The sequence below is a fragment of the Rhizobium sp. 10PS4 genome (assembly GCF_032464805.1).
In the GTDB taxonomy this organism is placed as follows: Bacteria; Pseudomonadota; Alphaproteobacteria; order Rhizobiales; family Rhizobiaceae; genus Rhizobium; species Rhizobium laguerreae.
Window position 1 is genome coordinate 37,148 of record NZ_JAWDIW010000023.1, and the last position, 18,746, is coordinate 55,893.

General features: G+C 60.4%; 20 protein-coding genes. 11 read left to right on the forward strand and 9 right to left on the reverse strand.

The window, feature by feature from the left end; translation table 11 throughout:
* Positions 1-56: 56 nt before the first annotated feature.
* Together RWJ89_RS31980 and RWJ89_RS31985 are read right to left on the reverse strand one after the other, a co-directional pair.
* A complete protein-coding gene (locus RWJ89_RS31980; protein ID WP_131665173.1) occupies positions 57-848 on the reverse strand; it encodes a metallophosphoesterase in 792 nt (263 codons plus the stop codon).
* A complete protein-coding gene (locus RWJ89_RS31985) occupies positions 849-1,238 on the reverse strand; it encodes a TolC family protein (RefSeq protein ID WP_376776733.1) in 390 nt (129 codons plus the stop codon).
* Between the two features lie 283 nt (positions 1,239-1,521).
* Here RWJ89_RS31985 and RWJ89_RS31990 point away from each other — a divergent pair, with 283 nt between their 5' ends.
* Entirely contained in the window at positions 1,522-1,764 is a 243-nt protein-coding gene (locus RWJ89_RS31990; protein WP_003542164.1) for a KTSC domain-containing protein, read from the forward strand.
* Positions 1,765-1,868: 104 nt separating this feature from the next.
* Here the strand turns inward: RWJ89_RS31990 and RWJ89_RS31995 are convergent, their stop codons facing one another.
* The 3 genes from RWJ89_RS31995 to ung all read right to left on the reverse strand — a co-directional run bounded on the left by RWJ89_RS31995 (position 1,869) and on the right by ung (position 4,255).
* Entirely contained in the window at positions 1,869-2,474 is a 606-nt protein-coding gene (locus RWJ89_RS31995; RefSeq protein ID WP_131665174.1) for an alpha/beta hydrolase, read from the reverse strand.
* A gap of 11 nt (positions 2,475-2,485) precedes the next feature.
* Entirely contained in the window at positions 2,486-3,418 is a 933-nt protein-coding gene (locus RWJ89_RS32000; protein ID WP_131665175.1) for a VOC family protein, read from the reverse strand.
* 135 nt (positions 3,419-3,553) lie between these two features.
* Positions 3,554-4,255, reverse strand: coding sequence for a uracil-DNA glycosylase (gene ung, locus RWJ89_RS32005; protein ID WP_168284583.1), 702 nt, complete (start codon positions 4,253-4,255; stop codon positions 3,554-3,556).
* Positions 4,256-4,494: 239 nt separating this feature from the next.
* Here ung and RWJ89_RS32010 point away from each other — a divergent pair, with 239 nt between their 5' ends.
* The 3 genes from RWJ89_RS32010 to RWJ89_RS32020 all read left to right on the forward strand — a co-directional run bounded on the left by RWJ89_RS32010 (position 4,495) and on the right by RWJ89_RS32020 (position 7,810).
* The gene (locus tag RWJ89_RS32010; RefSeq protein WP_168284584.1) at positions 4,495-5,919 is read left to right on the forward strand and encodes a phosphomannomutase; all 1,425 of its coding nucleotides are present in this window, start codon (positions 4,495-4,497) and stop codon (positions 5,917-5,919) included.
* Positions 5,920-5,958: 39 nt separating this feature from the next.
* On the forward strand, positions 5,959-7,386 hold the full coding sequence (locus RWJ89_RS32015) for a mannose-1-phosphate guanylyltransferase/mannose-6-phosphate isomerase (protein WP_131665177.1): 1,428 nt from the start codon (positions 5,959-5,961) through the stop codon (positions 7,384-7,386).
* A 118-nt stretch (positions 7,387-7,504) separates the two neighbouring features.
* Positions 7,505-7,810, forward strand: coding sequence for a hypothetical protein (locus RWJ89_RS32020; RefSeq protein ID WP_026158824.1), 306 nt, complete (start codon positions 7,505-7,507; stop codon positions 7,808-7,810).
* 36 nt (positions 7,811-7,846) lie between these two features.
* Here the strand turns inward: RWJ89_RS32020 and RWJ89_RS32025 are convergent, their stop codons facing one another.
* Positions 7,847-8,803: an endonuclease/exonuclease/phosphatase family protein gene (locus tag RWJ89_RS32025; protein WP_316031976.1), complete on the reverse strand. Its 957-nt coding sequence runs from the start codon at positions 8,801-8,803 to the stop codon at positions 7,847-7,849.
* Between the two features lie 282 nt (positions 8,804-9,085).
* On the opposite strand from RWJ89_RS32025, the gene RWJ89_RS32030 reads away from it, so the two are divergent.
* The gene (locus tag RWJ89_RS32030; RefSeq protein ID WP_168284585.1) at positions 9,086-10,102 is read left to right on the forward strand and encodes an NAD-dependent epimerase/dehydratase family protein; all 1,017 of its coding nucleotides are present in this window, start codon (positions 9,086-9,088) and stop codon (positions 10,100-10,102) included.
* A 107-nt stretch (positions 10,103-10,209) separates the two neighbouring features.
* Here the strand turns inward: RWJ89_RS32030 and RWJ89_RS32035 are convergent, their stop codons facing one another.
* On the reverse strand, positions 10,210-10,524 hold the full coding sequence (locus RWJ89_RS32035; protein WP_221942903.1) for a hypothetical protein: 315 nt from the start codon (positions 10,522-10,524) through the stop codon (positions 10,210-10,212).
* Positions 10,525-10,784: 260 nt separating this feature from the next.
* Positions 10,785-10,937 (reverse strand): hypothetical protein, encoded by a 153-nt coding sequence (locus RWJ89_RS32040; RefSeq protein WP_009988813.1) that lies wholly within the window; start codon positions 10,935-10,937, stop codon positions 10,785-10,787.
* A 446-nt stretch (positions 10,938-11,383) separates the two neighbouring features.
* Between RWJ89_RS32040 and RWJ89_RS32045 the strand changes: the two genes are divergently transcribed.
* The 6 genes from RWJ89_RS32045 (at position 11,384) to RWJ89_RS32070 (ending at position 17,601) form a co-directional block, all read left to right on the forward strand.
* A complete protein-coding gene (locus RWJ89_RS32045) occupies positions 11,384-12,088 on the forward strand; it encodes a CerR family C-terminal domain-containing protein (RefSeq protein ID WP_168284587.1) in 705 nt (234 codons plus the stop codon).
* Positions 12,085-13,098: a secretion protein HlyD gene (gene hlyD, locus RWJ89_RS32050; protein WP_168284588.1), complete on the forward strand. Its 1,014-nt coding sequence runs from the start codon at positions 12,085-12,087 to the stop codon at positions 13,096-13,098. The genes RWJ89_RS32045 and hlyD overlap by 4 nt, the downstream gene beginning before the upstream one ends.
* On the forward strand, positions 13,095-14,840 hold the full coding sequence (locus RWJ89_RS32055; RefSeq protein ID WP_168284589.1) for an ATP-binding cassette domain-containing protein: 1,746 nt from the start codon (positions 13,095-13,097) through the stop codon (positions 14,838-14,840). The genes hlyD and RWJ89_RS32055 overlap by 4 nt, the downstream gene beginning before the upstream one ends.
* Positions 14,837-15,964, forward strand: a complete 1,128-nt coding sequence (locus tag RWJ89_RS32060) for an ABC transporter permease (RefSeq protein WP_168284590.1) — start codon at positions 14,837-14,839, stop codon at positions 15,962-15,964. Before RWJ89_RS32055 ends, RWJ89_RS32060 begins: the two co-directional genes overlap by 4 nt.
* Before the next feature lies 1 nt (position 15,965).
* Positions 15,966-17,075, forward strand: coding sequence for an ABC transporter permease (locus RWJ89_RS32065; protein ID WP_316028702.1), 1,110 nt, complete (start codon positions 15,966-15,968; stop codon positions 17,073-17,075).
* A gap of 130 nt (positions 17,076-17,205) precedes the next feature.
* Entirely contained in the window at positions 17,206-17,601 is a 396-nt protein-coding gene (locus RWJ89_RS32070) for a DUF1236 domain-containing protein (protein ID WP_017961691.1), read from the forward strand.
* Between the two features lie 93 nt (positions 17,602-17,694).
* On the opposite strand, the gene RWJ89_RS32075 is transcribed toward RWJ89_RS32070, so the two are convergent.
* Complete coding sequence (locus tag RWJ89_RS32075) at positions 17,695-18,738, reverse strand: Gfo/Idh/MocA family protein (RefSeq protein ID WP_131665183.1); 1,044 nt, start codon at positions 18,736-18,738, stop codon at positions 17,695-17,697.
* Positions 18,739-18,746: the final 8 nt, after the last annotated feature.

Sequence of the window (18,746 nt, forward strand, 5' to 3'; positions counted from 1 at the left end):
CTTGAGCATGACGCCGAAAATTGTAGGCGTTTTCGGACGACACCATGCTCACCGATTTAAAGAATTCCGACCCGCGTCCCCTTTATCGTCAGCACGGTCAACCGGCCCGTCGCCGAAACTGCGGTGTCGATACCGATGCGCTGCGGACCGAATGTCGGGATTCGCGCCGGGGTGTGCCCATGAATCACCAGGACAGGAAGCTGCGGCCCTTCATCCAAGAAGGGCTGACGGATCCACATAAGGTCGCTGTCTTTCTGCCTCTTGAGCTCGACGCCCGGTTGGATGCCCGCATGAACAAAGAGGATCCTTCCCATCCGCAGCATGACCGGCAGCGATTCCAGAAATTGGATATGCCGCTCGGGTATCATGTTGCGAATGACGCGGGCGATTGTTTCGCTTCCAGCCGCCGACTGCAGCAGATACTCGATATCGATACCGTATGAGTGCAGCGTCTCCGTTCCGGCAAAGCCGAGCCATTCGAGAATGCGCGCCGGTTTGCGATAGAGCTTCGCCAGCTCCGCGTCATGATTGCCGCACAGGACGAAACGTTGAAACCCCGGCGGCGGGGTCTTGCTCAGGAATTCCAGCACCGCGCTCGAATCCGGCCCGCGATCGACATAATCGCCGAGCATGACGATGAGTTTCGGCCCCGGAATGCGGGCGGCATCCTCCTCGATGCGGCGATGTGCCTCGACGAGTTCTTTATAACATCCGTGAACATCGCTCATCGCGTAGACCGCAGCGAATTCGCCTTCGGCAAATGTCAGCCGAGCGCGTCTTTTACGGTTGCCAGCCAGTATCGGTATCTGTCGTCGCCACGGCGCTAGATAGTTAAACATGGAACCCATTTATGAGACCCGACCGAATGGCGGGTTGCGGAATAATCCATCTCTTATCCATCGCTGAAACGGCATGAGGCTCTCAGTGTTCATAAGAATTTGGCCTGATCGCGGCCCACCGAAGTTGTAACCCGAACCAATTGCCACATTCAGAGTGACATAGTCCTTCGCCATTTGCTGCACCGCCTGCGCCAGGTTGGCCTGACTGGTCGCGGCCGAACGCTGCGCATCCAGCACATCAAGCAAGGATGATTGTCCATCCTTGTAGCTCCCGATTGAAAGCGCAAGAATCTCCTGCGTGGTCTTCACCTGAGCACGCAGCGCCTGCGACTCGGCAACGCCGATATCGGCCGTTGCAGCGGCGAGGTCACGCTCCGCTTTGCGAATGTAATCATTCATACGTCAGAGGGTGCTGCGGTTAATAATACGCTATAGTTTGCGATATGATGGTTAATCCGGCGTTAAGCCGGCGATTATTGTGTTTCTCGCGACATTCTCGGCTAATATTCCCCAAATGGAGAAGCCACAGGTATCGGATTTCCACAGGCCACACCTTCGAAAGAGCTGCAAAAATCAACTATAACGAGAGCCATCAGGAAAAAATGAACGTTAAAGAAGATGACGCTTGACGCCCCCGCAGCGCAGCATAATGATGGCACGTTGCGAGTGTGAATGACATTTCTTGATCAGGAATCTCAGATCCAAAATTGCGGGGTGCAAAGTGGAAACTGCGGTTGATTCGAAACTTATCGAGGCGATCACCTACGACGAAGACAGCCGGCATCTACGGGTCTATCTGACCAACGGTCAGAGGCGAGAATATGAAGGCGTTCCCAAGGGCGTCGTCGTCGGGTTGACGATGGCGGAATCACCGGGAAATTTCTACATGAAGGCAATCAGGGGCAAATATCCTCCTCGCCCCTAATGTCCTATCGATCACGACGATAGGATCCTTGTTTCAGCAAAGATGCGGGACCGGCAGTCGCCGGTCCCGCAAACCAGTTTCCCGCCGACCGATGGTGCACGCCGTCAATAACCGCCGAGAAAATCGCGGACCGCATTGATCTCGAGTGGCGCAATCTCGTGACCGCCGGGGTGCCAGACCACCCTGATCTCCGCCCCTCGTTTTTTCAGATGTTCGGACAGCGCCTCGGTCATGGAGACGGGCGCGATAGGATCCCTTTGCCCGGCCGTCATCAGCACCTTTCTCCCCGCCAGCGTCGACTGGGCTTCGGGTTGAAACGGGATGAGCGGGTGCATCAGAACCGCGGCATCGAAGATACCCTTCTCGATCAGGACATTGGCAAGAATATTTGCGCCGTTCGAAAAACCCAGGCCGAGAATATGGGAAGCCTGGTACTCGTCAGCGAATGCCTTGACGTAGGCGGCCATCTTCTCCGTCGCGCGTGAGAGATCGGGCATGTCGTAGACCCCCTCCCCGGTGCGGCGAAAGAAGCGCGCCGCGCCATGTTCGGAAACATCGCCGCGCGGCGAGACAATCGTCGCTTCAGGCAGCAGGCGCCGGCCGAAGTCGAAGAACTGGTTCTCGTCGCCGCCGGTGCCGTGCAGCACCAGCAGGATGGGTTTATCAGGTGCGCCGGCATGCAGCCGGTGCACATATCCGGTTTCGGTCATATCGCCCCTCCTCACACTTCGAGCGGCTGCAGATGCTGCTCGAGCAGCGCGCGAAGATGGGCGTGCTGTTGCGGCAGTTTCAGGGCTTCGCCGAGATGGGCCGTATCCTCGTCGCGGTCGAAGCCGGGCTCACTGGTCGCGACCTCGAACAGCACGCCGCCCGGCGTGCGGAAATAGATCGCCCAGAAATAATCGCGATCGATCACCGGCGTGACCTGATAACCGGTGTCCATCAGCGCCTTGCGCACTTCTAGTTGCTTCTCGCGGTTTTCGACGGCGAAGGCGACATGGTGGACGGAGCCGGCACCCGGAAGGGCACGGGCAATGTTCGGCATGGTCTCGAGATCGATGAGATGCGCGCCATTGCCGGAGGGCTTGATCAGCCGCTTGACGCCGTCCCTTTCCTCGGCGACCTCATAGCCCATGAACTTCAAGAGTTCGGCCGTGGCGCCTTCGTCCCTCAGCCGCATGGCGACGGAGTGGAAGCCGTAAATGGCATGGTCTTCGCTGATGCCGCCCTGTGTCCAGGCCTGGCGGGCGTCATCCTTGACCTCGACGAGCGCGAAGCCATCGCCATCCGGGCCGGAGAAGTTCAGCCGTTTTTCGCCGAAACTTTCCTCGGCCTTCAGGCCGCCGACACCAAGCGCGGCAAAGCGATCGCTCCAGAAGCCGAGCGAGCCCTGTGGAACGGAAAACACCGTCGTGCCGACCTCGCCGGTACCGGGACGGCCCTGCGCCATCTTCGGGAACGGGAAATAGGTCATGACCGTGCCGGGCGCACCAGTCTCGTCACCATAATAGAGGTGATAGACATCGGGCGCGTCGAAATTCACCGTCTTCTTGACGCGTCGCAGGCCGAGCGCATTGGTGAAAAACTGGTTGTTGGTGCGGGCATCCTGCGCCATCGACGTGACGTGGTGCAGACCCTTGATCTGATCGAGCATGTCAAACCCCTTTCATGCCCGCCGTTGCGGGCTTTCGATGAGGCTAAGATGCGCGCTGAAACCCCCGTAGAACAGACCCGTAGACCAAAACGCATTGTCTTCTTTTAGTGAACGAACGCCAAAGTCCGTTCACATCTACGCCCCATGGGGATCGGCCGGCAATTGCCACTCAATCGGCGCACGTCCGCGCGACTGCAGGAAGGCATTCGCCTTCGAAAAATGCCCGCAGCCAAAAAAACCGTTATGGGCCGAAAGCGGCGAGGGATGCGGCGCCCGGAGCACGAGATGCCGCGTCGTATCGACAAAGGCAGCCTTGCGTTGGGCATAGGAACCCCACAGCATGAAGACCACGGATTCGCATTCATCGTTGACCTTGCGGATGACGGCGTCGGTGAAGCGTTCCCACCCCTTGCCCTGATGAGCAGCCGCCTGCCCTTCCTCGACGGTCAGCACGCTGTTCAGCAGGAGGACCCCCTGCTTTGCCCAATGTTCGAGAAAACCGTGACGTGCCGGCGCTATGCCAAGATCCGTCTCCATCTCCTTGTAGATATTGACCAGGGAGGGCGGTATGCGCACGCCCGGCCGGACACTGAAACACAGTCCATGGGCTTGCCCGAGTCCATGATACGGGTCCTGGCCGAGGATGACGGCCTTGACGTTGGAGATCGGCGTCAGATCGAGGGCGCGGAAATATTCGCTGCCCTTGGGGAAAATCCGCTTGCCGACCTGCTTCTGCGCGACGAGGAAGGATTTGAGCTGTTGCATATAGGGGCTTGAAAACTCCCCCTCCAGCGCGGCTTTCCAGCTCTCCTCGAGACTGACGGATGTATCGCTCATCTAGGAAAATCCTTCGCATATGACGAAACAACGGACACACGGTTCTAACAAAATCGATCTACGCTGCAATGCCTGCCGGCGCGGCAATGGGTCTACACCTCCAGAATTCGGTGAGAGAAGATTGCAAGAGGCTGTCCCAGGCACCGTCGTCCGTATTTAACTATATGATGGCTTTGGTATTTACGCCGGCAGGCGGCCTGAGTAGAACTTTGATCGTGAAATCGGAGCCATGTCTTCCCATGAAATTCGGCACGAGCGGCCTTCGCGGACTTTCAGTCGACCTCAAAGGACGCGCCTCCGCCCTCTACGCCACCGCGTTCGGCAAATATCTGCTGCAGACCGGCAAGGCGCGGGCCGGCGACGTCATTCTGATCGGCCGCGATTTTCGCGATTCAAGCCCTGAAATCTCGGGGAATTGTGCCGGTGCGCTTGCCGCGCTTGGCTTCCGGATATTCGACTGCGGCACCGTCCCCACACCCGCCCTTGCCCTCTATGGCCTCGAGAGCAACGCCGCCTGCCTGATGGTTACGGGCTCGCATATTCCGGCGGACCGCAACGGCATCAAATTCTACCGCCCGGATGGTGAGATCGACAAATCGGACGAGGCTGCTATCACCGCATTGGCGGCCGAGATCGAGCGAACCGGTGAAGCGGTGACGCAGGCGCCAGCCGAGACGGAGGAGCATGAAGCGATCTGCCGGCAGCTCTTTTTCGAACGCAATGCTGCCCTGCTTCCGCAGGGCGCGCTGTCTGGCATGAAGATCGGTGTCTACCAGCACAGCAGCGTCGCCCGCGACCTGTTGGTTGATGTTCTCGCCCATTACAGCGCCGAGATCACCGCTCTCGGACGTTCCGAGAGTTTCATTCCCGTCGACACCGAAGCCGTTTCCGACGAGACGATCACGCTGATGAAGCGCTGGGTGTCCGAGCACAAGTTCGATGCGATCGTCTCTACCGATGGCGACGGCGACCGCCCGCTGGTCACAGACGAAACCGGCACGCCGTTGCGCGGTGACCTTCTCGGCCTTGTGGCAGCCAATTTCCTCGGTGCCGGCACGGTGGTGACACCGGTTACCTCCAATTCCGGCATCGAGGCCGCGGGCTCTTTCGCCGTCCGGCGCACCCGCGTCGGCTCACCCTTCGTTATTTCAGGCATGGAAGAGGCCGTGGCGGCCGGCGAAGATCATGTCATGGGCTTTGAAGCCAATGGCGGCCTGCTGACTGCAACCGCCTTTGATATCAACGGCCGGAACGTGCGTGCCTTGCCGACACGCGATTGTTTTATCCCGATGCTCGCGATCCTATCGCTCGTCGCCACCCGCAAGCAGCCGCTTTCGGCCGTTGCCACCTCCTATCATCTGCCCTTTGCTGCCGCCGACCGCCTGGAGAATTTTCCGCTGGAAACGAGTGCCGCGCTGATGGAGCATCTGCGCGCTTCGGACGAAAATCTCTCGGCTTTCCTGCAGCCGATCGGCGAAGTGGCGACGAAGTCCGACATCGACGGACTTCGGGTGACGCTGAGGGATGGCGGCATCATTCATTTCCGCCCCTCCGGCAATGCCCCGGAAATGCGCTGCTACACGGAGGCCGGCAGCGAAGCAGCCGCCCTGAAGCTGCTGGATACAGGGCTCAATCGAATAACAGACTGGGCAGGCGCCCGCTAACATGCGACGAACAAGCCGTTTATTTCAAGGAACCCGCCTATGACGCAGAAAATCGTTCCCGTGATCATGGCCGGCGGCAAAGGCACGCGGCTCTGGCCGCTTTCCCGTGCCACCGCACCGAAACAATTCATCCAGTTCGTCGGCGACAAGACGCTGTTTCAGGAAACCCTCGAACGCGTTTCCAATCCGGACCTCTATGAAGCCCCGATCGTCGTCACCAATGAGGAATTCCGCTTCCTGGTCGCCGAGCAGGCCCGCGCGCTCGCCGTCCCTCTCGCTGCCGTGCTGCTCGAACCGGTCGCCCGCAACACTGCCGCAGCAGTGGCCGCCGCTGCAACGCTCGCTGGCGAGCTGTTCGGCAAGGGCACCATCATCCAGATGCTCGCCTCGGATCACGAGATCCTCGCCGATGAGAGCTATTTCGATTGCATCCGCATTGCCCGCGATGCCGCTGCCGAAGGCAGCCTCGTCACTTTCGGCATCAACCCGACGGAGCCGGCGACAGGCTACGGCTATATCGAGATCGGCGACGCGCTCAAAAACGGTGCGCACAAGGTCAAGCGCTTTATCGAAAAGCCGGCACTCGAGAAGGCCGAGCAGATGCTCGCCGACGGCGGCTTCTACTGGAACTCGGGCATCTTCATGTTCCCGGTGACGGAACTCATCGCCGAGCTGCAGGAATATGCGCCCGATGTGCTGAAGGCGGCCAGCAAGGCCGTTTCGAAGGCAAGCCGCGACCTTGATTTCACCCGCCTCGACGCCGACCATTTCGCCAAGAGCCCCGATATCTCCATCGACTACGCGATCATGGAAAAGACCTCCAAGGCCGCCGTCGTCCCCTCGCCGTTCAAATGGTCGGACATGGGAAGCTGGGATGCCGTCTGGAAATCAGGCGCACGCGACAACAACGGCAATGTCGCCGCTGCAAACACCACCGTCGTCAATACCCGCAACTCGCTCGTTATGACCCATGGCGTGCATCTTGCCGTCCAGGGCATGGAGGATGTCGCCGTCATCGCCAGCGAGGACGCCGTCTATGTCGGGCCGCTTAAAGACAGCCAGAATGTTGGACAATTGGTTAAAATGCTGGCCTCGTCTTCCACTACTGCGAAATTCGCCGAAACCCATCCGACATCCTATCGCCCGTGGGGCGGCTATACCTCCATCTTCAACGGCGATCGCTTCCAGGTGAAGCGCATCTTCGTCACGCCGGGCAAGAAGCTTTCGCTGCAAAAACACCACCATCGCTCCGAACACTGGATCGTCGTCAAGGGAACGGCTGAGGTGACGGTCGGCGAGAACGTGCGTATGCTGCGCGAGAACGAAAGCGTCTACATTCCGCTGGGCGAAGTCCACCGCCTCGCCAACCCCGGCAAGATTCTTCTCGAGCTCATCGAGGTTCAGACGGGCTCCTACCTCGGCGAGGACGACATCATTCGTATCGTCGATGAGTTTGGAAGGACGTAAAATCGCAGCCGGAGCGATGGTCGGGCCTTTTCGGCGCGACCATCCTCGCTGTTGAATTTCCTCTTGGGGTTCTCGTAGAATGGATGTACCGAAAGACATGACCGGAGAGATCCCCCTGATGCGTACCTTGCCCGTCCTCGCCGGATTTCTTGCAATTATGGTGCCAGGAATGGCGTTTGCCGAAACGGCAAGCATGCGAACCGCAAGCGAGTCGGAAATTCGCCAGCACCTGCCCGGTACGTCCGAACTGAAAGAAAGCAAGAACGGCTACGAATATCGCGACGGCAATAAGAATGGCTACAAGATAACCAATGGCCAGGTGTGCGTCCTGTTTCCCAGCAAGAAGACCGATTGCGTCAACGTGAAGACCGACGGCAAGAGGTTTCAAATGATCGACAAAAAAGGCGGCCGAACCAGATTCTGATCTGTAGCCCCGGCAGGATTTTCTTGCGCAGGTAAGTCATTTTGCCGTTGAAGTTCCGCCGTCCTTGTCGAGAGCGAAGTCGGCGATCAAGCCCGAATGGTTCGAGCCGAGATTGGCGTCGAGACGTTTCAGCGATGTCAGATGAAGCGGCGCGCGTGCAAATACGTGGTCGATGGCGATCCCCAGCGCGCCGGCGCCGATCGGCCATGTTGCCGGTTCTGGCGTGATCGTTTTCAGCTTCTGCTCGCGCAGGAAAGCTTGGATGCTCGGGGCGATCGCCGAGGAGTTGAAATCGCCTGACAGCACCAGCGGGCCGTCGATCGAGCCAAGCGCTTTGCCGAGATCTTCCAATTCAGCCATCTGGAAATCGTCGAAATATGGTTTGGTCAGGTGCGCCGAAACGAGATTGATAGTTTCGCCGCCGAAGTCGACGCTTGCTACGACCAGCCTGTTTTTTCGAAGACTGCCCATGCTCGCGACCTGCCGGCTGACAAAGGGGCGTTTGGACAGCACCAGCGTATCGCATGTATCCTTCCCGGCATCGCAGCCGATATGGTAGGGATAGGTCTTGAACAATTGCTGCAGGTGAAACGTCAGCGGCTTGGCTTCGAGCAGATTGACGACGTCGGCATTCGACGCGATCACCATGTCGGTGATTTCAGTCGAGTTTTTCCAGTTGTCGATCGCGATGTTGAACGACATCAGACGAAAAAGCGGCGGCCTGTCGGCGCCTCTGTCGTCCTGCGAGAACTCGCGCAGCATGATGACGCCGTGAGCGATGAGAAGAAGCGAGGCAAGCAGAAGGATAAAGCCGTAAATCTGCCTTTTGATAGTCAGAACGACGAGACTGGCGGCGACGAACACGACGCCGAGGTGAAATTGAAAGCTGTAGACGAAGGACAGAAGCCAGAAGTTCGTGACATAGCGTAACGACACGATGGCGATGGCAACGGTCAGAAACGCGCAGAGAATCCAATAAATTATATCTCTCATCGATCCTGACCTGCTTGCAGACGACCGGCCGGCCATAACATGCAAGCCACCATGTTGCAATGCAGCATAACGGCCGGGGAGTTGCGGCTGACCGACAGACGATATCGATGGTCCCGCCCTCATCCGGCAAGGCAACAGCGGACAGTCCGCCGACAGTAGAGACGGTGCTGTGGCCTTCTCGTTCAAAGACCTATCGACTCGGCCTCTTTTTATCTTGTAAGTGGGGTCACTTGATACGGAATCGGCTCTTTGCCGTCGGCGGGAAGTCGAGAAAAGGTGGGAATGCGCTACTTCATTACAGGGACTGCCGGCTTTATCGGTTTTCATCTGGCCAGGCGCCTGCTGCAAGAGGGGCATGACGTCACAGGCTTCGACGGCCTGACTCCCTATTACAACGTCAAGCTCAAGGAGATGCGCCATGCGGCACTCTCCCAGTTTCCGGCCTTCAAACCCGTCATATCAATGCTCGAGGACCGGCCAGCGCTGGAAGCGGCTGTTCTGGCGGCCAAGCCCGATATCCTGATTCACCTCGCCGCACAGGCCGGCGTGCGCTACAGCCTGGAAAATCCCGAGGCCTATCTTCGTTCGAACGTCGAAGGCTCGTGGAACATCATGGAAATCGCGCGGCGCGTCGAAATCCGCCATCTGATGTTGGCCTCGACATCATCGATCTATGGCGCCAATGCAACCGTCCCCTTTCGCGAGACCGATCGCGCCGACGAGCCGCTGACCATCTATGCGGCGACGAAGAAATCGATGGAACTGATGGCGCACAGTTATGCCCATCTTCACAAGATTCCGACCACGGCTTTTCGTTTTTTCACCGTTTATGGCCCGTGGGGCCGGCCCGACATGGCGCTGTTCAAATTTACCAAGAACATGCTTGAAGGTCAGCCGATCGAGATCTACGGCGAAGGCAATATGAGCCGTGACTTCACCTATATAGACGATCTGATCGAGGCGATCGTCAGGCTATCGGCGGTCGTTCCCTCCGAGGATAATCGCCTCGAAAACACGGCTGTCGAAACGCTTTCGCGCCAGGCGCCCTTTCGCGTCGTCAATATTGGCGGAGGCCAGCCGGTCAGCCTGATGGATTTCGTCGAAACGGTGGAAAAAGCGCTCGGCCGTCCTGCCATCCGCAAGATGCTGGGGATGCAGAAGGGTGATGTGCCGCGTACCTTCGCGGCCCCCGATCTGCTCGTTGCGCTGACGGGCTACAAGCCGGATACGACCCTGGAGATCGGCGTCAAGGCCTTCGTCGACTGGTATCTCGATGTGCGCGGCGAACTCGACGCCTAGCGGATGTCGCGTAAAAGTGCGTAGCGGTTGTTTTGCGACAACGACATACGACGCGCTTTAGGTGCGGATGATCTCAGGCCCTGATCGGCCTAAGATCTGGCTAGGTATCAGCGAAGAAACGTAACTGCCTGCACGGCCTCGACCGCCGTCGAAAACACGTAACCGACGACAACGGTCAGGCTCTGCGAATAGGTCTTGAGCCGATAGCCCTCGCCCTCGACCGCAGCCGGGCTGCGCAGGACGAAAGGAACGCCTGGGCGCACGAAACCGGCGCGAGTCGTCAACGGAACTTCGGGCGCATGGCCGATGGCGGAGGTGTACATCAGGTCGCGGGCAAGGCTGGCGGGGCCGACGGCGAATGCCGGCTCGGCAGCGGCAGTGATGCTCAGGGTCAAGGCGATAGCGGCAAGAGTTCTGTGCATGTTGAAGTCCCCGTTTGCGGATCAGCGGGCGTTCGGTTTGCCCGGCTCCAAACGATCGACGCGTCTGTCCACGCTTCGGTCGCTTTCATGAGACCACTCTACACATCAGTATTTTCAGGGCTTTTAAGCAGATCGGTCAAATTTTACGAAATTTGACTTTCTGTCCGGAAGGCTCACGAGCGCATAGCAAAAACATTCGCTGGCCCGATGTCGAGAATGCGACATCAATTGTACCGCTGACCTGGACACTTCATCGCAGTTTATAGAATGCGATCCAGCTTCTTGTTGATGTGCAGGTTCGGCATCAATCCCGCGCTTTGCGCGGCATGATAGGATTCTCGCGCCGCATCGAACGAGATCGACCACATGATGGCGCTGAGCAGCAGCGCGATAATATAAATCTGAATACGCATCGAACCGGCGATACGGAAAGAGCAAGGCAGTTTTGTGTCAAAACAGTGCCGCAGGGATCACGAAAAAGTAGCGGCTTTTTTTGTTTTGCGGTCGGTCGAGACCAGACATATTAGTGTCGTGAAAATTAGCGATATTGTATCGCTACCTGTTGGCAGCCGACCCCGAGGCTTGGTTCCTCTTCCCAGCCCGAGAACCCTGAGAGACCCGTCCCCACGGGTCTCTTTGCCTTGTTTCCGAACGTTTTCCAGAACAGCTGAGATCGCCCTGATCCGAATTGACGCTGAACCGCTGAACGGCACATCTCGCCCCCCAATCAAGCCACGCATCCAGCCATGAGCGATGTCACGCTCTTGCCTTGCCTCAGCAAAGGCATTGGTCGATAACATCCACCTACAGAATATATCAATCGATTGACTTATTTCTCCATCGGCGTTATAAACCCGTCATGACTCAGGAACGCGATAACCAACCTTCACCAGCCTCCGCCCGTGCCGAGATCGCGCGTCAGAAGATGCTATCCGCCGCCCTCGACGTCTTCGGCCGTTATGGTTTCGACGGCGCTTCGACGCGCCAGCTCACGGAAGCGGCCGGCGTCAACCTGCAGGCAATCCCCTATTATTTCGGCAGCAAGGAAGGTCTCTACATCGCCACCGCCGAATATCTGATGATGCGGATCAATACGCATGTCGGTGACATGAGGGCGCGCGTCGGCGAGCATCTGCTGGCGCTCGACGCTGCAGGCAAACCGCTTGGTGAAGCGGAGGCTCGCCATTTCCTGACCGAGATTTTGCAGACCATGGTGACGCTGTTCGTCGGCAAGGAGTCCGAATCCTGGGCGCGCTTCCTGATCCGCGAGCAGATGGAGCCGACAGAAGCCTTCACACGGATCTATCAGGGCCTCATGCGGCCGATGATCGAGATGAGCCGGCGGCTGATCGGCGCCATCCTTCATGAGGACCCCGCCTCGGAACATGTGCGCCTGCGCACCTTCACCCTTCTCGGCAGCATTCTCGTCTTTCGCGTCGCCCATGCAGCCGTGCTCGCCCAGATGGAGTGGGATGGCGTCGGCCCGGAACAGGTGGAAACCGTGCGCGGCCTGGCTGCAGAGCTGGTCGATGCCATCGGCGCATCGAAAGGAAGTGCAGCATGAAACGCATCCTTCCCATTGCCATCCTTCTTCTCGTTGCGGCGGGTGCCGCCGCCTGGTGGTACGCCCTGCCCCAAAAGCTCGGCTGGTTGCCTGAGCCCAGCCGCGAATTCGTCCTTTACGGCAATGTCGATATCCGCCAGGTCTCGCTCGGGTTCCGTGTCAGCGGCCGTCTCGCCGAACTCCATACCGACGAAGGCGACGTCGTCAAAACGGGAACGGTTCTGGCAAAGCTCGATGCGGCACCCTATGAATTCGCGGTCCGCTCGGGCGAAGCCAATGTCGCAGCCCTCCAGGCAACGCTCGACAAGCTGAAGGCCGGTCCGCGGCCGACAGAGATCGCCCAGGCGCGCGCCGCCTATGACGAAAGTATCGCCGATCTCCGCAATGCCAATCTCGCCTATGACCGCGCCCGCCAGTTGCGCCCGCAGGGCACGATCTCCGAGGCCAGCCTTGATCAGGCGACCGCTGCAAGGGCCATGGCCGCCGCACGCTCCGACTCCGCCAACGAGGCGTTGAAACTGCTGCTGGAAGGCTCCCGTGTCGAGGATATCGCCGCCGCCGACGCCCAGTTGAAGGCGGCGCAGGCAACGCTTGCCTCCGCCCGCACCTCGCTTGATGATACCGAACTGCGCGCGCCGAACGACGGCGTCATCCTCTCCCGCGTCAGAGAGAATGGCGCGATCGTCTCGCCGGCAGACACTGTGTTCGTGCTGTCGCTGACAGAACCCGTCTGGGTGCGCACCTATGTCGCCGAACCCGATCTCGGCCGCATCCATCCCGGCATGAAGGTTGCGGTCACCTCCGATACGGCGCCCGACAAACCCTATGAAGGCACGATAGGCTTCATCTCGCCGGTTGCCGAATTCACCCCGAAATCGGTGGAAACGCCGGAACTTAGGACCGACCTCGTCTATCGCCTGCGTGTTGTCATCGACAAGCCCGGCCCGGATCTGCGCCAGGGCATGCCGGTCACCGTGCGTTTTCCAACGCCGACGGCGGGCGGACAATGACCGCCGCCGAGACCGGCCGGGGCGACAAGCCGCTCGTCCGGATCGACGGTGTCACCAAGCGCTTCGGCGATGCGCCAGCCGCTCTTGACGCCGTCTCCGGCATGATCGGCGGCGGCGCAATCACCGGTCTCGTCGGCCCTGACGGCGCCGGCAAAACGACGCTGATCCGCCTGATGACCGGCCTGATGCTGCCCGACACGGGAACGATGGAGGTTCTCGGCTTCGACACGCGCAAGAACCCCGCCGGCATCCAGGCGGCGATCGGCTACATGCCGCAGCGCTTCGGTCTCTATGAGGACCTTTCGGTGCAGGAAAACCTCGATCTCTATGCCGATCTGCGGGGCCTGCCGAAGAGCGAACGCGCAAGCGCCTTCGACGAGCTGCTCACTTTTACCGACCTCAAGCGCTTCACCGGTAGGCTCGCCGGAAAGCTCTCCGGCGGCATGAAGCAGAAGCTCGGCCTTGCCTGCGCGCTTCTGAAGAAGCCGCGCCTGCTGCTGCTCGACGAGCCGGGCGTCGGCGTCGACCCGATCTCGCGCCGCGACCTCTGGAAGATGGTCGAGAACCTGACGAAGGAAGGCATCGGCGTCCTTTGGTCGACCGCCTATCTCGACGAAGCTGAAGCCTGCGACCATGTGCTGCTCTTGAACCAGGGAAAGCTGCTCTTTTCGGGAAAACCTGATGACATGACCGGTCGCGTCAACGACCGGGTTTTCCGCGTCTCGGGCATGACAGGGCGCCGCCGGCAGGTGCTCGCCGGGCTTCTGCAGGCCGATGGCGTCATCGACGGCGTGATCCAGGGCGAAGCGATCCGCCTCGTCGCCGCCAGGGACAAGAAACCGGATATCGGCTCGGCCGGCGATGGCGCAACGCTCACCCCTGCCCCGCCGCGCTTCGAGGATGCTTTCATCGACATGCTGGGCGGTGGTCCTGGCGGCCGTTCGAGGCTGGCCGAGGCGCAAGAGCCGACGAAGGGCGATGACGACCGGCCGGTGATCGAGGCCAAGGGGCTGACCAAGCGCTTCGGCGATTTCACCGCTGCCGACAATATCAGCTTCGATATCCGCCGCGGCGAAATCTTCGGCCTGCTCGGCCCGAACGGCGCCGGCAAATCCACCACCTTCAAGATGCTCTGCGGCCTGTTGAAGCCGACCGGCGGAGAAGGCCGCGTTGCCGGTTTCGACCTTCGCCGCGATGCCGCCGAGGCCCGCAACCAGCTTGGCTATATGGCGCAGAAATTCTCGCTCTACGGCGATCTGACCGTCATGCAGAACCTCGAATTCTTCTCCGGCGTCTATGGCCTTCGCGGAAGACACCGGCGCGAGCGCATCGAGCTGATGGCCGGCATCTTCGATTTCGGGCGCCATGTCAGCCAGCCGGCCAAAGACCTGCCGCTTGGCCTGAAACAGCGGTTGGCGCTTGCCTGCGCCGTCATGCACGAGCCACGCGCCCTCTTCCTCGACGAACCGACCTCCGGCGTCGATCCGATCGCCCGGCGCGAATTCTGGACGCATATCAATGCGCTGGTCGAAAAGGGCGTCACCGTGCTCGTCACCACCCATTTCATGGACGAGGCGGAATATTGCGACCGCATCTCGCTGATCTATCGCGGCCGCTCGATCGCGCTCGGGTCGCCCGATGAATTGAAGGCCCGCGTCGCGACCAAGGAGCTGCCCGACCCGACGATGGAGGATGCCTTCATCGCCCTGGTACAGCAATCCGAGAAGGAGGATGCCGCATGAGCACCTCTTCCGGCCGGATGCGGCGTCTCCAGGCGCTCGTGCGCAAGGAAAGCTTTCAGGCGATCCGCGATCCGAGCAGCATCCTCATCGCCTTCGTACTGCCGCTGATTCTGCTTTTTCTTTTCGGCTACGGCGTCTCGCTCGATACCACCCGCACCCGCATCGGCCTCGTGACCGAGGAGATGACGCCGCTGACGCAGGATCTGTCGGCCAGTTTCCAGGCTTCGCGCTATTTCGATGTGGCCATCGGCCGCGACCGGCGTCTGTTCGAGGAAGACCTCGTGCTCGGCAAGCTGCGCGGCATCGTCGTCATCCCCGCCGACTTCACCACGCGCTACACCGCCGGCAACCGCCCCGATATCCAGGTGATCGTCGATGGCTCCGAACCGAACACGGCGAATTTCGTGCAGAACTATGCCCAGGGCACTGTTGCCAACTGGGAGCGGCAGAGGCAGGCGGACGTCGCCTCCCACAGTCCCGCCATTTCAGTCGAGCAGCGCTTCTGGTTCAATCCCGAACTAACCAGCCGCAATTTCCTTGTGCCCGGCTCGATCGCCATCGTCATGACGCTGGTCGGCACGCTTCTGACCTCGCTCGTCGTCGCCCGCGAATGGGAGCGAGGCACGATGGAGGCGATGATGGCGACGCCGGTGACGGCGGTCGAACTGCTCGCCGGCAAGATCCTGCCCTATTTCCTGCTCGGCCTCACCTCGATGACGCTTTGCGTGCTGCTTGCGGTCTTTCTCTTCGGCGTGCCGTTCCGCGGCTCCGTCGCTGCTCTTTATGCACTGTCGGCCGCTTTCCTGATTCCGGCGCTCGGCCAGGGCCTGTTGATATCGACCGCCACGAAGAACCAGTTCCTTGCCTCGCAGCTGGCGCTGATCTCGGCCTTTCTCCCTGCTTTCCTGCTGTCTGGCTTCCTCTTCGAGATCAATTCCATGCCGACCGTGATCCAGTGGATCACCTTCATCGTGCCGGCGCGCTACCTGATCCCCAGCCTGCAGACGGTGTTCCTGGCCGGCGACATCTGGCCGATGTTTCTGGAGGCGATCGGCGTGATGCTGACGATCGGCGCCATCATGTTCGTGCTGGCGGCCCGCAGCACCAGAAAGAGGATCGGTTGAGATGTGGGCAAGGCTCTACGCCCTGATCGTCAAGGAACTGCTCGCCGTCCTGCGTGATCCCAAGGGCCGCGCCATCCTGATCGGCCCGCCGATCGTCCAGCTTCTCGTCTTCTCCTATGCGGCGACGCTCGAAGTCCGCAATGTCGACGTGATGATCCTCAACCGCGACAGCGGTCACTGGGGCCAGGAACTGATCGAGCGCATCGACGGCTCGCCGACCTTCCGGAAGATCGAGATTGCAGGAAGCCAAGCAGACGACCGGGTGGCGATCGACAACCAAACTGCCATTGCCGTCGTTCAGATCGGGCCGGACTTTTCGCGCAATATTGAGGCGGGAGCGCCGGCCGACCTGCAGGTGGTGCTCGACGGCCGCCGCTCCAACGCCTCGCAGATCGTCGCGGGCTATCTCTCCCAGATCGGCGCCGCCCTCGCCGCCGAGACGCCGGCCGGCAAACGTGCCGGCGCAGATATCGTCTCGACGGTGCCGCGCAACTGGTTCAACCCGAACCTCACCTATCAATGGTTCATGGTGCCGAACCTGATCGCCAGCATCGCGCTGCTGATCGGCCTCATCGTCACGGCGCTGTCGATCGCTCGCGAGCGCGAGCTCGGCACCTTCGACCAGTTGATGGTCTCGCCGCTGCGGATCCACGAGATCCTGATCGGCAAGCTGATCCCGCCGATGATGATCGGCCTCTTCCACATCACCGTCTATATCCTGGCCGCCGTCTTCCTCTTCGACGTGCCGCTGCGCGGCTCGCTCTTCCTGCTTTACGGCAGCGCAATCTTCTATCTCGGTTCGGTCGCCGGCCTCGGCCTGTTCATTTCGGCGCTGTCGATGACACAGCAGCAGGCGATCCTCGGCGCTTTCCTGTTCATGGTCCCCGCCATGCTGCTCTCAGGCTTCGCGACGCCGATCGAGAACATGCCGGGGTGGCTGCAGCCGATGACACTGATCAATCCGCTGCGCTATTTCCTGGTGATCGTCAAAGGCGTCTTCCTCAAGGATATTCCGCTGAGCGAGGTGGTGAACCAGACAATCCCACTAGCGCTGATCGCCACTGTTACGCTCAGCGCCGCCGCCTGGCTTTTCCGCCGGCGGCTTGAATAATGCCTTCGGACCCATGCTTCAGCTGCCTCACATTATGTGAACCGGCCGTCCAAAGCGTGACTCTCTCCTGCCGGAACCTCGGATTGGCGCGGTCGTTACCCAAGCGCAACCCCAGCAAAGGAGAAGCAAAATGTACAAGATCCTACTTGTCTCCAGCGCCCTTGCGCTGTCGTCGCTCGCCACCAATGCGCTCGCTGACGGAGCCGTCACCGGTGCAGCCGGCGGCGCCATCACCGGCGCAATCGTCGGCGGTCCTGTGGGTGCTGCCGTTGGCGGCGTGGCCGGCGGTGTCGCCGGCGCAGTGATCGATCCGCCGCCGCGCGAGGTCGTCACCTATGTCCAGCAGCAGCCGGCCCCGACCGCTTCTGTGGTCGTCCAGGAACCGATTGTCGTCGGCAAGCCGCTTCCGGCGGATGTCGTCGTGACGCCGGTGCCTGACAATCCGAAATATGCTTACACGGTCATCAACGATCGCCGTGTGATCGTCGAACCCCGCACCCACCGCGTGGTGCAGGTGATTGAATAAACAGGAAGAAAGGGTACGGCTCCCACGGACCCTTTCTTCTAGCGAAAACCGCCGCCCCGAAAGGACGGCGGTCGTGCTGTTTGATCGGGCGGATCAAACCTTCAGCTCGCGCCGCTCGCGCTCGGTCACCATCGCAAGGTCGAGCACCTTCTGCAGGTTGGCGGCGTGGCGGAAGTTCGGGTCTGGCTGGATGCCGCTTGCCACGGCCTCGGCAAAACGTTGGTAGTTGGTCGCCACCGGTTCAACCTCGATCTTCGTCCAGGTGGCGGTTTCGACATCCTCGCCGAGGCAGCCATGCAGCTCGGAACCACTGGGACGATGGATGACCTCGAGGCTGCCCCTCTCGCCATAAATGCGCAGCTTCAACTCGTTCAGATGCCCTGTCGCCCAGCGGCTGGCATGGATGACGCCGAGCGCGCCGTTGGCGAAATCGACAGACATGGTGAAGCTGTCATTGGCATCGAGCAGATATTCGCCGATCTGGCCGCCCGGCGCCTTGTTGAAGGTCTTCAGCCGCGCAAAGACGTGATCGATGTCGGTCGCCGCGCCATAGGCGGCGAAATCGAGAATATGGATGCCGACGTCTCCGAGCACGCCGTTCGAACCGTGGCCGGTGGAAAGCCGCCACAGCCAGGTCGATTCCGTGCGCCAGTCGCCCCAGGCACGCGACACCAGCCAGCTCTGGAGATAGGAGGCTTCCACGTGTCTGATCGTGCCGAGCTCGCCGGCGAGCACCATCTCGCGGGCGCGCTGCAGCGGCGCGACGTTGCGATAGGTGAGGTTGACCATGTTGATGACGCCGGCCTTTTCGGCCGCCTCCGTCATCTCCAGCGCCTTCACATAGTTCTCCGCCAGCGGCTTTTCGCAGAAGACGTGCTTGCCCGCAGCAATCAGCGCCATCGTCGTCGGGTGATGGATGCGGTCGGGCGTGACATTTGTCGCCGCATCGAATTCACCCCAGGCGATCGCCTCCTCCAATGAAAGAAATCGCTTTTCGATGTTGAACTTGTCGGCGAAGGCCGAAAGCCGCTCGGGATCGGTGTCGACGGCGCCGACCACCGTCACGCCGTCGATGAGGGGGAAGCGGGCGAGCTGGTTTTTCGCCATCACCCCCGTGCCAAGAACGAGTAGTCGCATGGATGCTC

Excerpts from the sequence above, each read along its gene's own strand:
- RWJ89_RS32075 (WP_131665183.1), bottom strand. The coding sequence starts at position 18,738 with ATGCGACTACTCGTTCTTGGCACGGGGGTGATGGCGAAAAACCAGCTC.
- RWJ89_RS32070 (WP_017961691.1), top strand. The coding sequence starts at position 17,206 with ATGTACAAGATCCTACTTGTCTCCAGCGCCCTTGCGCTGTCGTCGCTC.
- RWJ89_RS31995 (WP_131665174.1), bottom strand. The coding sequence starts at position 2,474 with ATGACCGAAACCGGATATGTGCACCGGCTGCATGCCGGCGCACCTGAT.
- hlyD (WP_168284588.1), top strand. The coding sequence starts at position 12,085 with ATGAAACGCATCCTTCCCATTGCCATCCTTCTTCTCGTTGCGGCGGGT.
- RWJ89_RS32045 (WP_168284587.1), top strand. The coding sequence starts at position 11,384 with ATGACTCAGGAACGCGATAACCAACCTTCACCAGCCTCCGCCCGTGCC.
- RWJ89_RS32025 (WP_316031976.1), bottom strand. The coding sequence starts at position 8,803 with ATGAGAGATATAATTTATTGGATTCTCTGCGCGTTTCTGACCGTTGCC.
- RWJ89_RS32015 (WP_131665177.1), top strand. The coding sequence starts at position 5,959 with ATGACGCAGAAAATCGTTCCCGTGATCATGGCCGGCGGCAAAGGCACG.
- RWJ89_RS31980 (WP_131665173.1), bottom strand. The coding sequence starts at position 848 with ATGGGTTCCATGTTTAACTATCTAGCGCCGTGGCGACGACAGATACCG.
- RWJ89_RS31985 (WP_376776733.1), bottom strand. The coding sequence starts at position 1,238 with ATGAATGATTACATTCGCAAAGCGGAGCGTGACCTCGCCGCTGCAACG.
- RWJ89_RS32000 (WP_131665175.1), bottom strand. The coding sequence starts at position 3,418 with ATGCTCGATCAGATCAAGGGTCTGCACCACGTCACGTCGATGGCGCAG.
- RWJ89_RS32020 (WP_026158824.1), top strand. The coding sequence starts at position 7,505 with ATGCGTACCTTGCCCGTCCTCGCCGGATTTCTTGCAATTATGGTGCCA.
- RWJ89_RS32065 (WP_316028702.1), top strand. The coding sequence starts at position 15,966 with ATGTGGGCAAGGCTCTACGCCCTGATCGTCAAGGAACTGCTCGCCGTC.
- RWJ89_RS32060 (WP_168284590.1), top strand. The coding sequence starts at position 14,837 with ATGAGCACCTCTTCCGGCCGGATGCGGCGTCTCCAGGCGCTCGTGCGC.
- ung (WP_168284583.1), bottom strand. The coding sequence starts at position 4,255 with ATGAGCGATACATCCGTCAGTCTCGAGGAGAGCTGGAAAGCCGCGCTG.
- RWJ89_RS32010 (WP_168284584.1), top strand. The coding sequence starts at position 4,495 with ATGAAATTCGGCACGAGCGGCCTTCGCGGACTTTCAGTCGACCTCAAA.
- RWJ89_RS32035 (WP_221942903.1), bottom strand. The coding sequence starts at position 10,524 with ATGCACAGAACTCTTGCCGCTATCGCCTTGACCCTGAGCATCACTGCC.
- RWJ89_RS32055 (WP_168284589.1), top strand. The coding sequence starts at position 13,095 with ATGACCGCCGCCGAGACCGGCCGGGGCGACAAGCCGCTCGTCCGGATC.
- RWJ89_RS32030 (WP_168284585.1), top strand. The coding sequence starts at position 9,086 with ATGCGCTACTTCATTACAGGGACTGCCGGCTTTATCGGTTTTCATCTG.
- RWJ89_RS32040 (WP_009988813.1), bottom strand. The coding sequence starts at position 10,937 with ATGCGTATTCAGATTTATATTATCGCGCTGCTGCTCAGCGCCATCATG.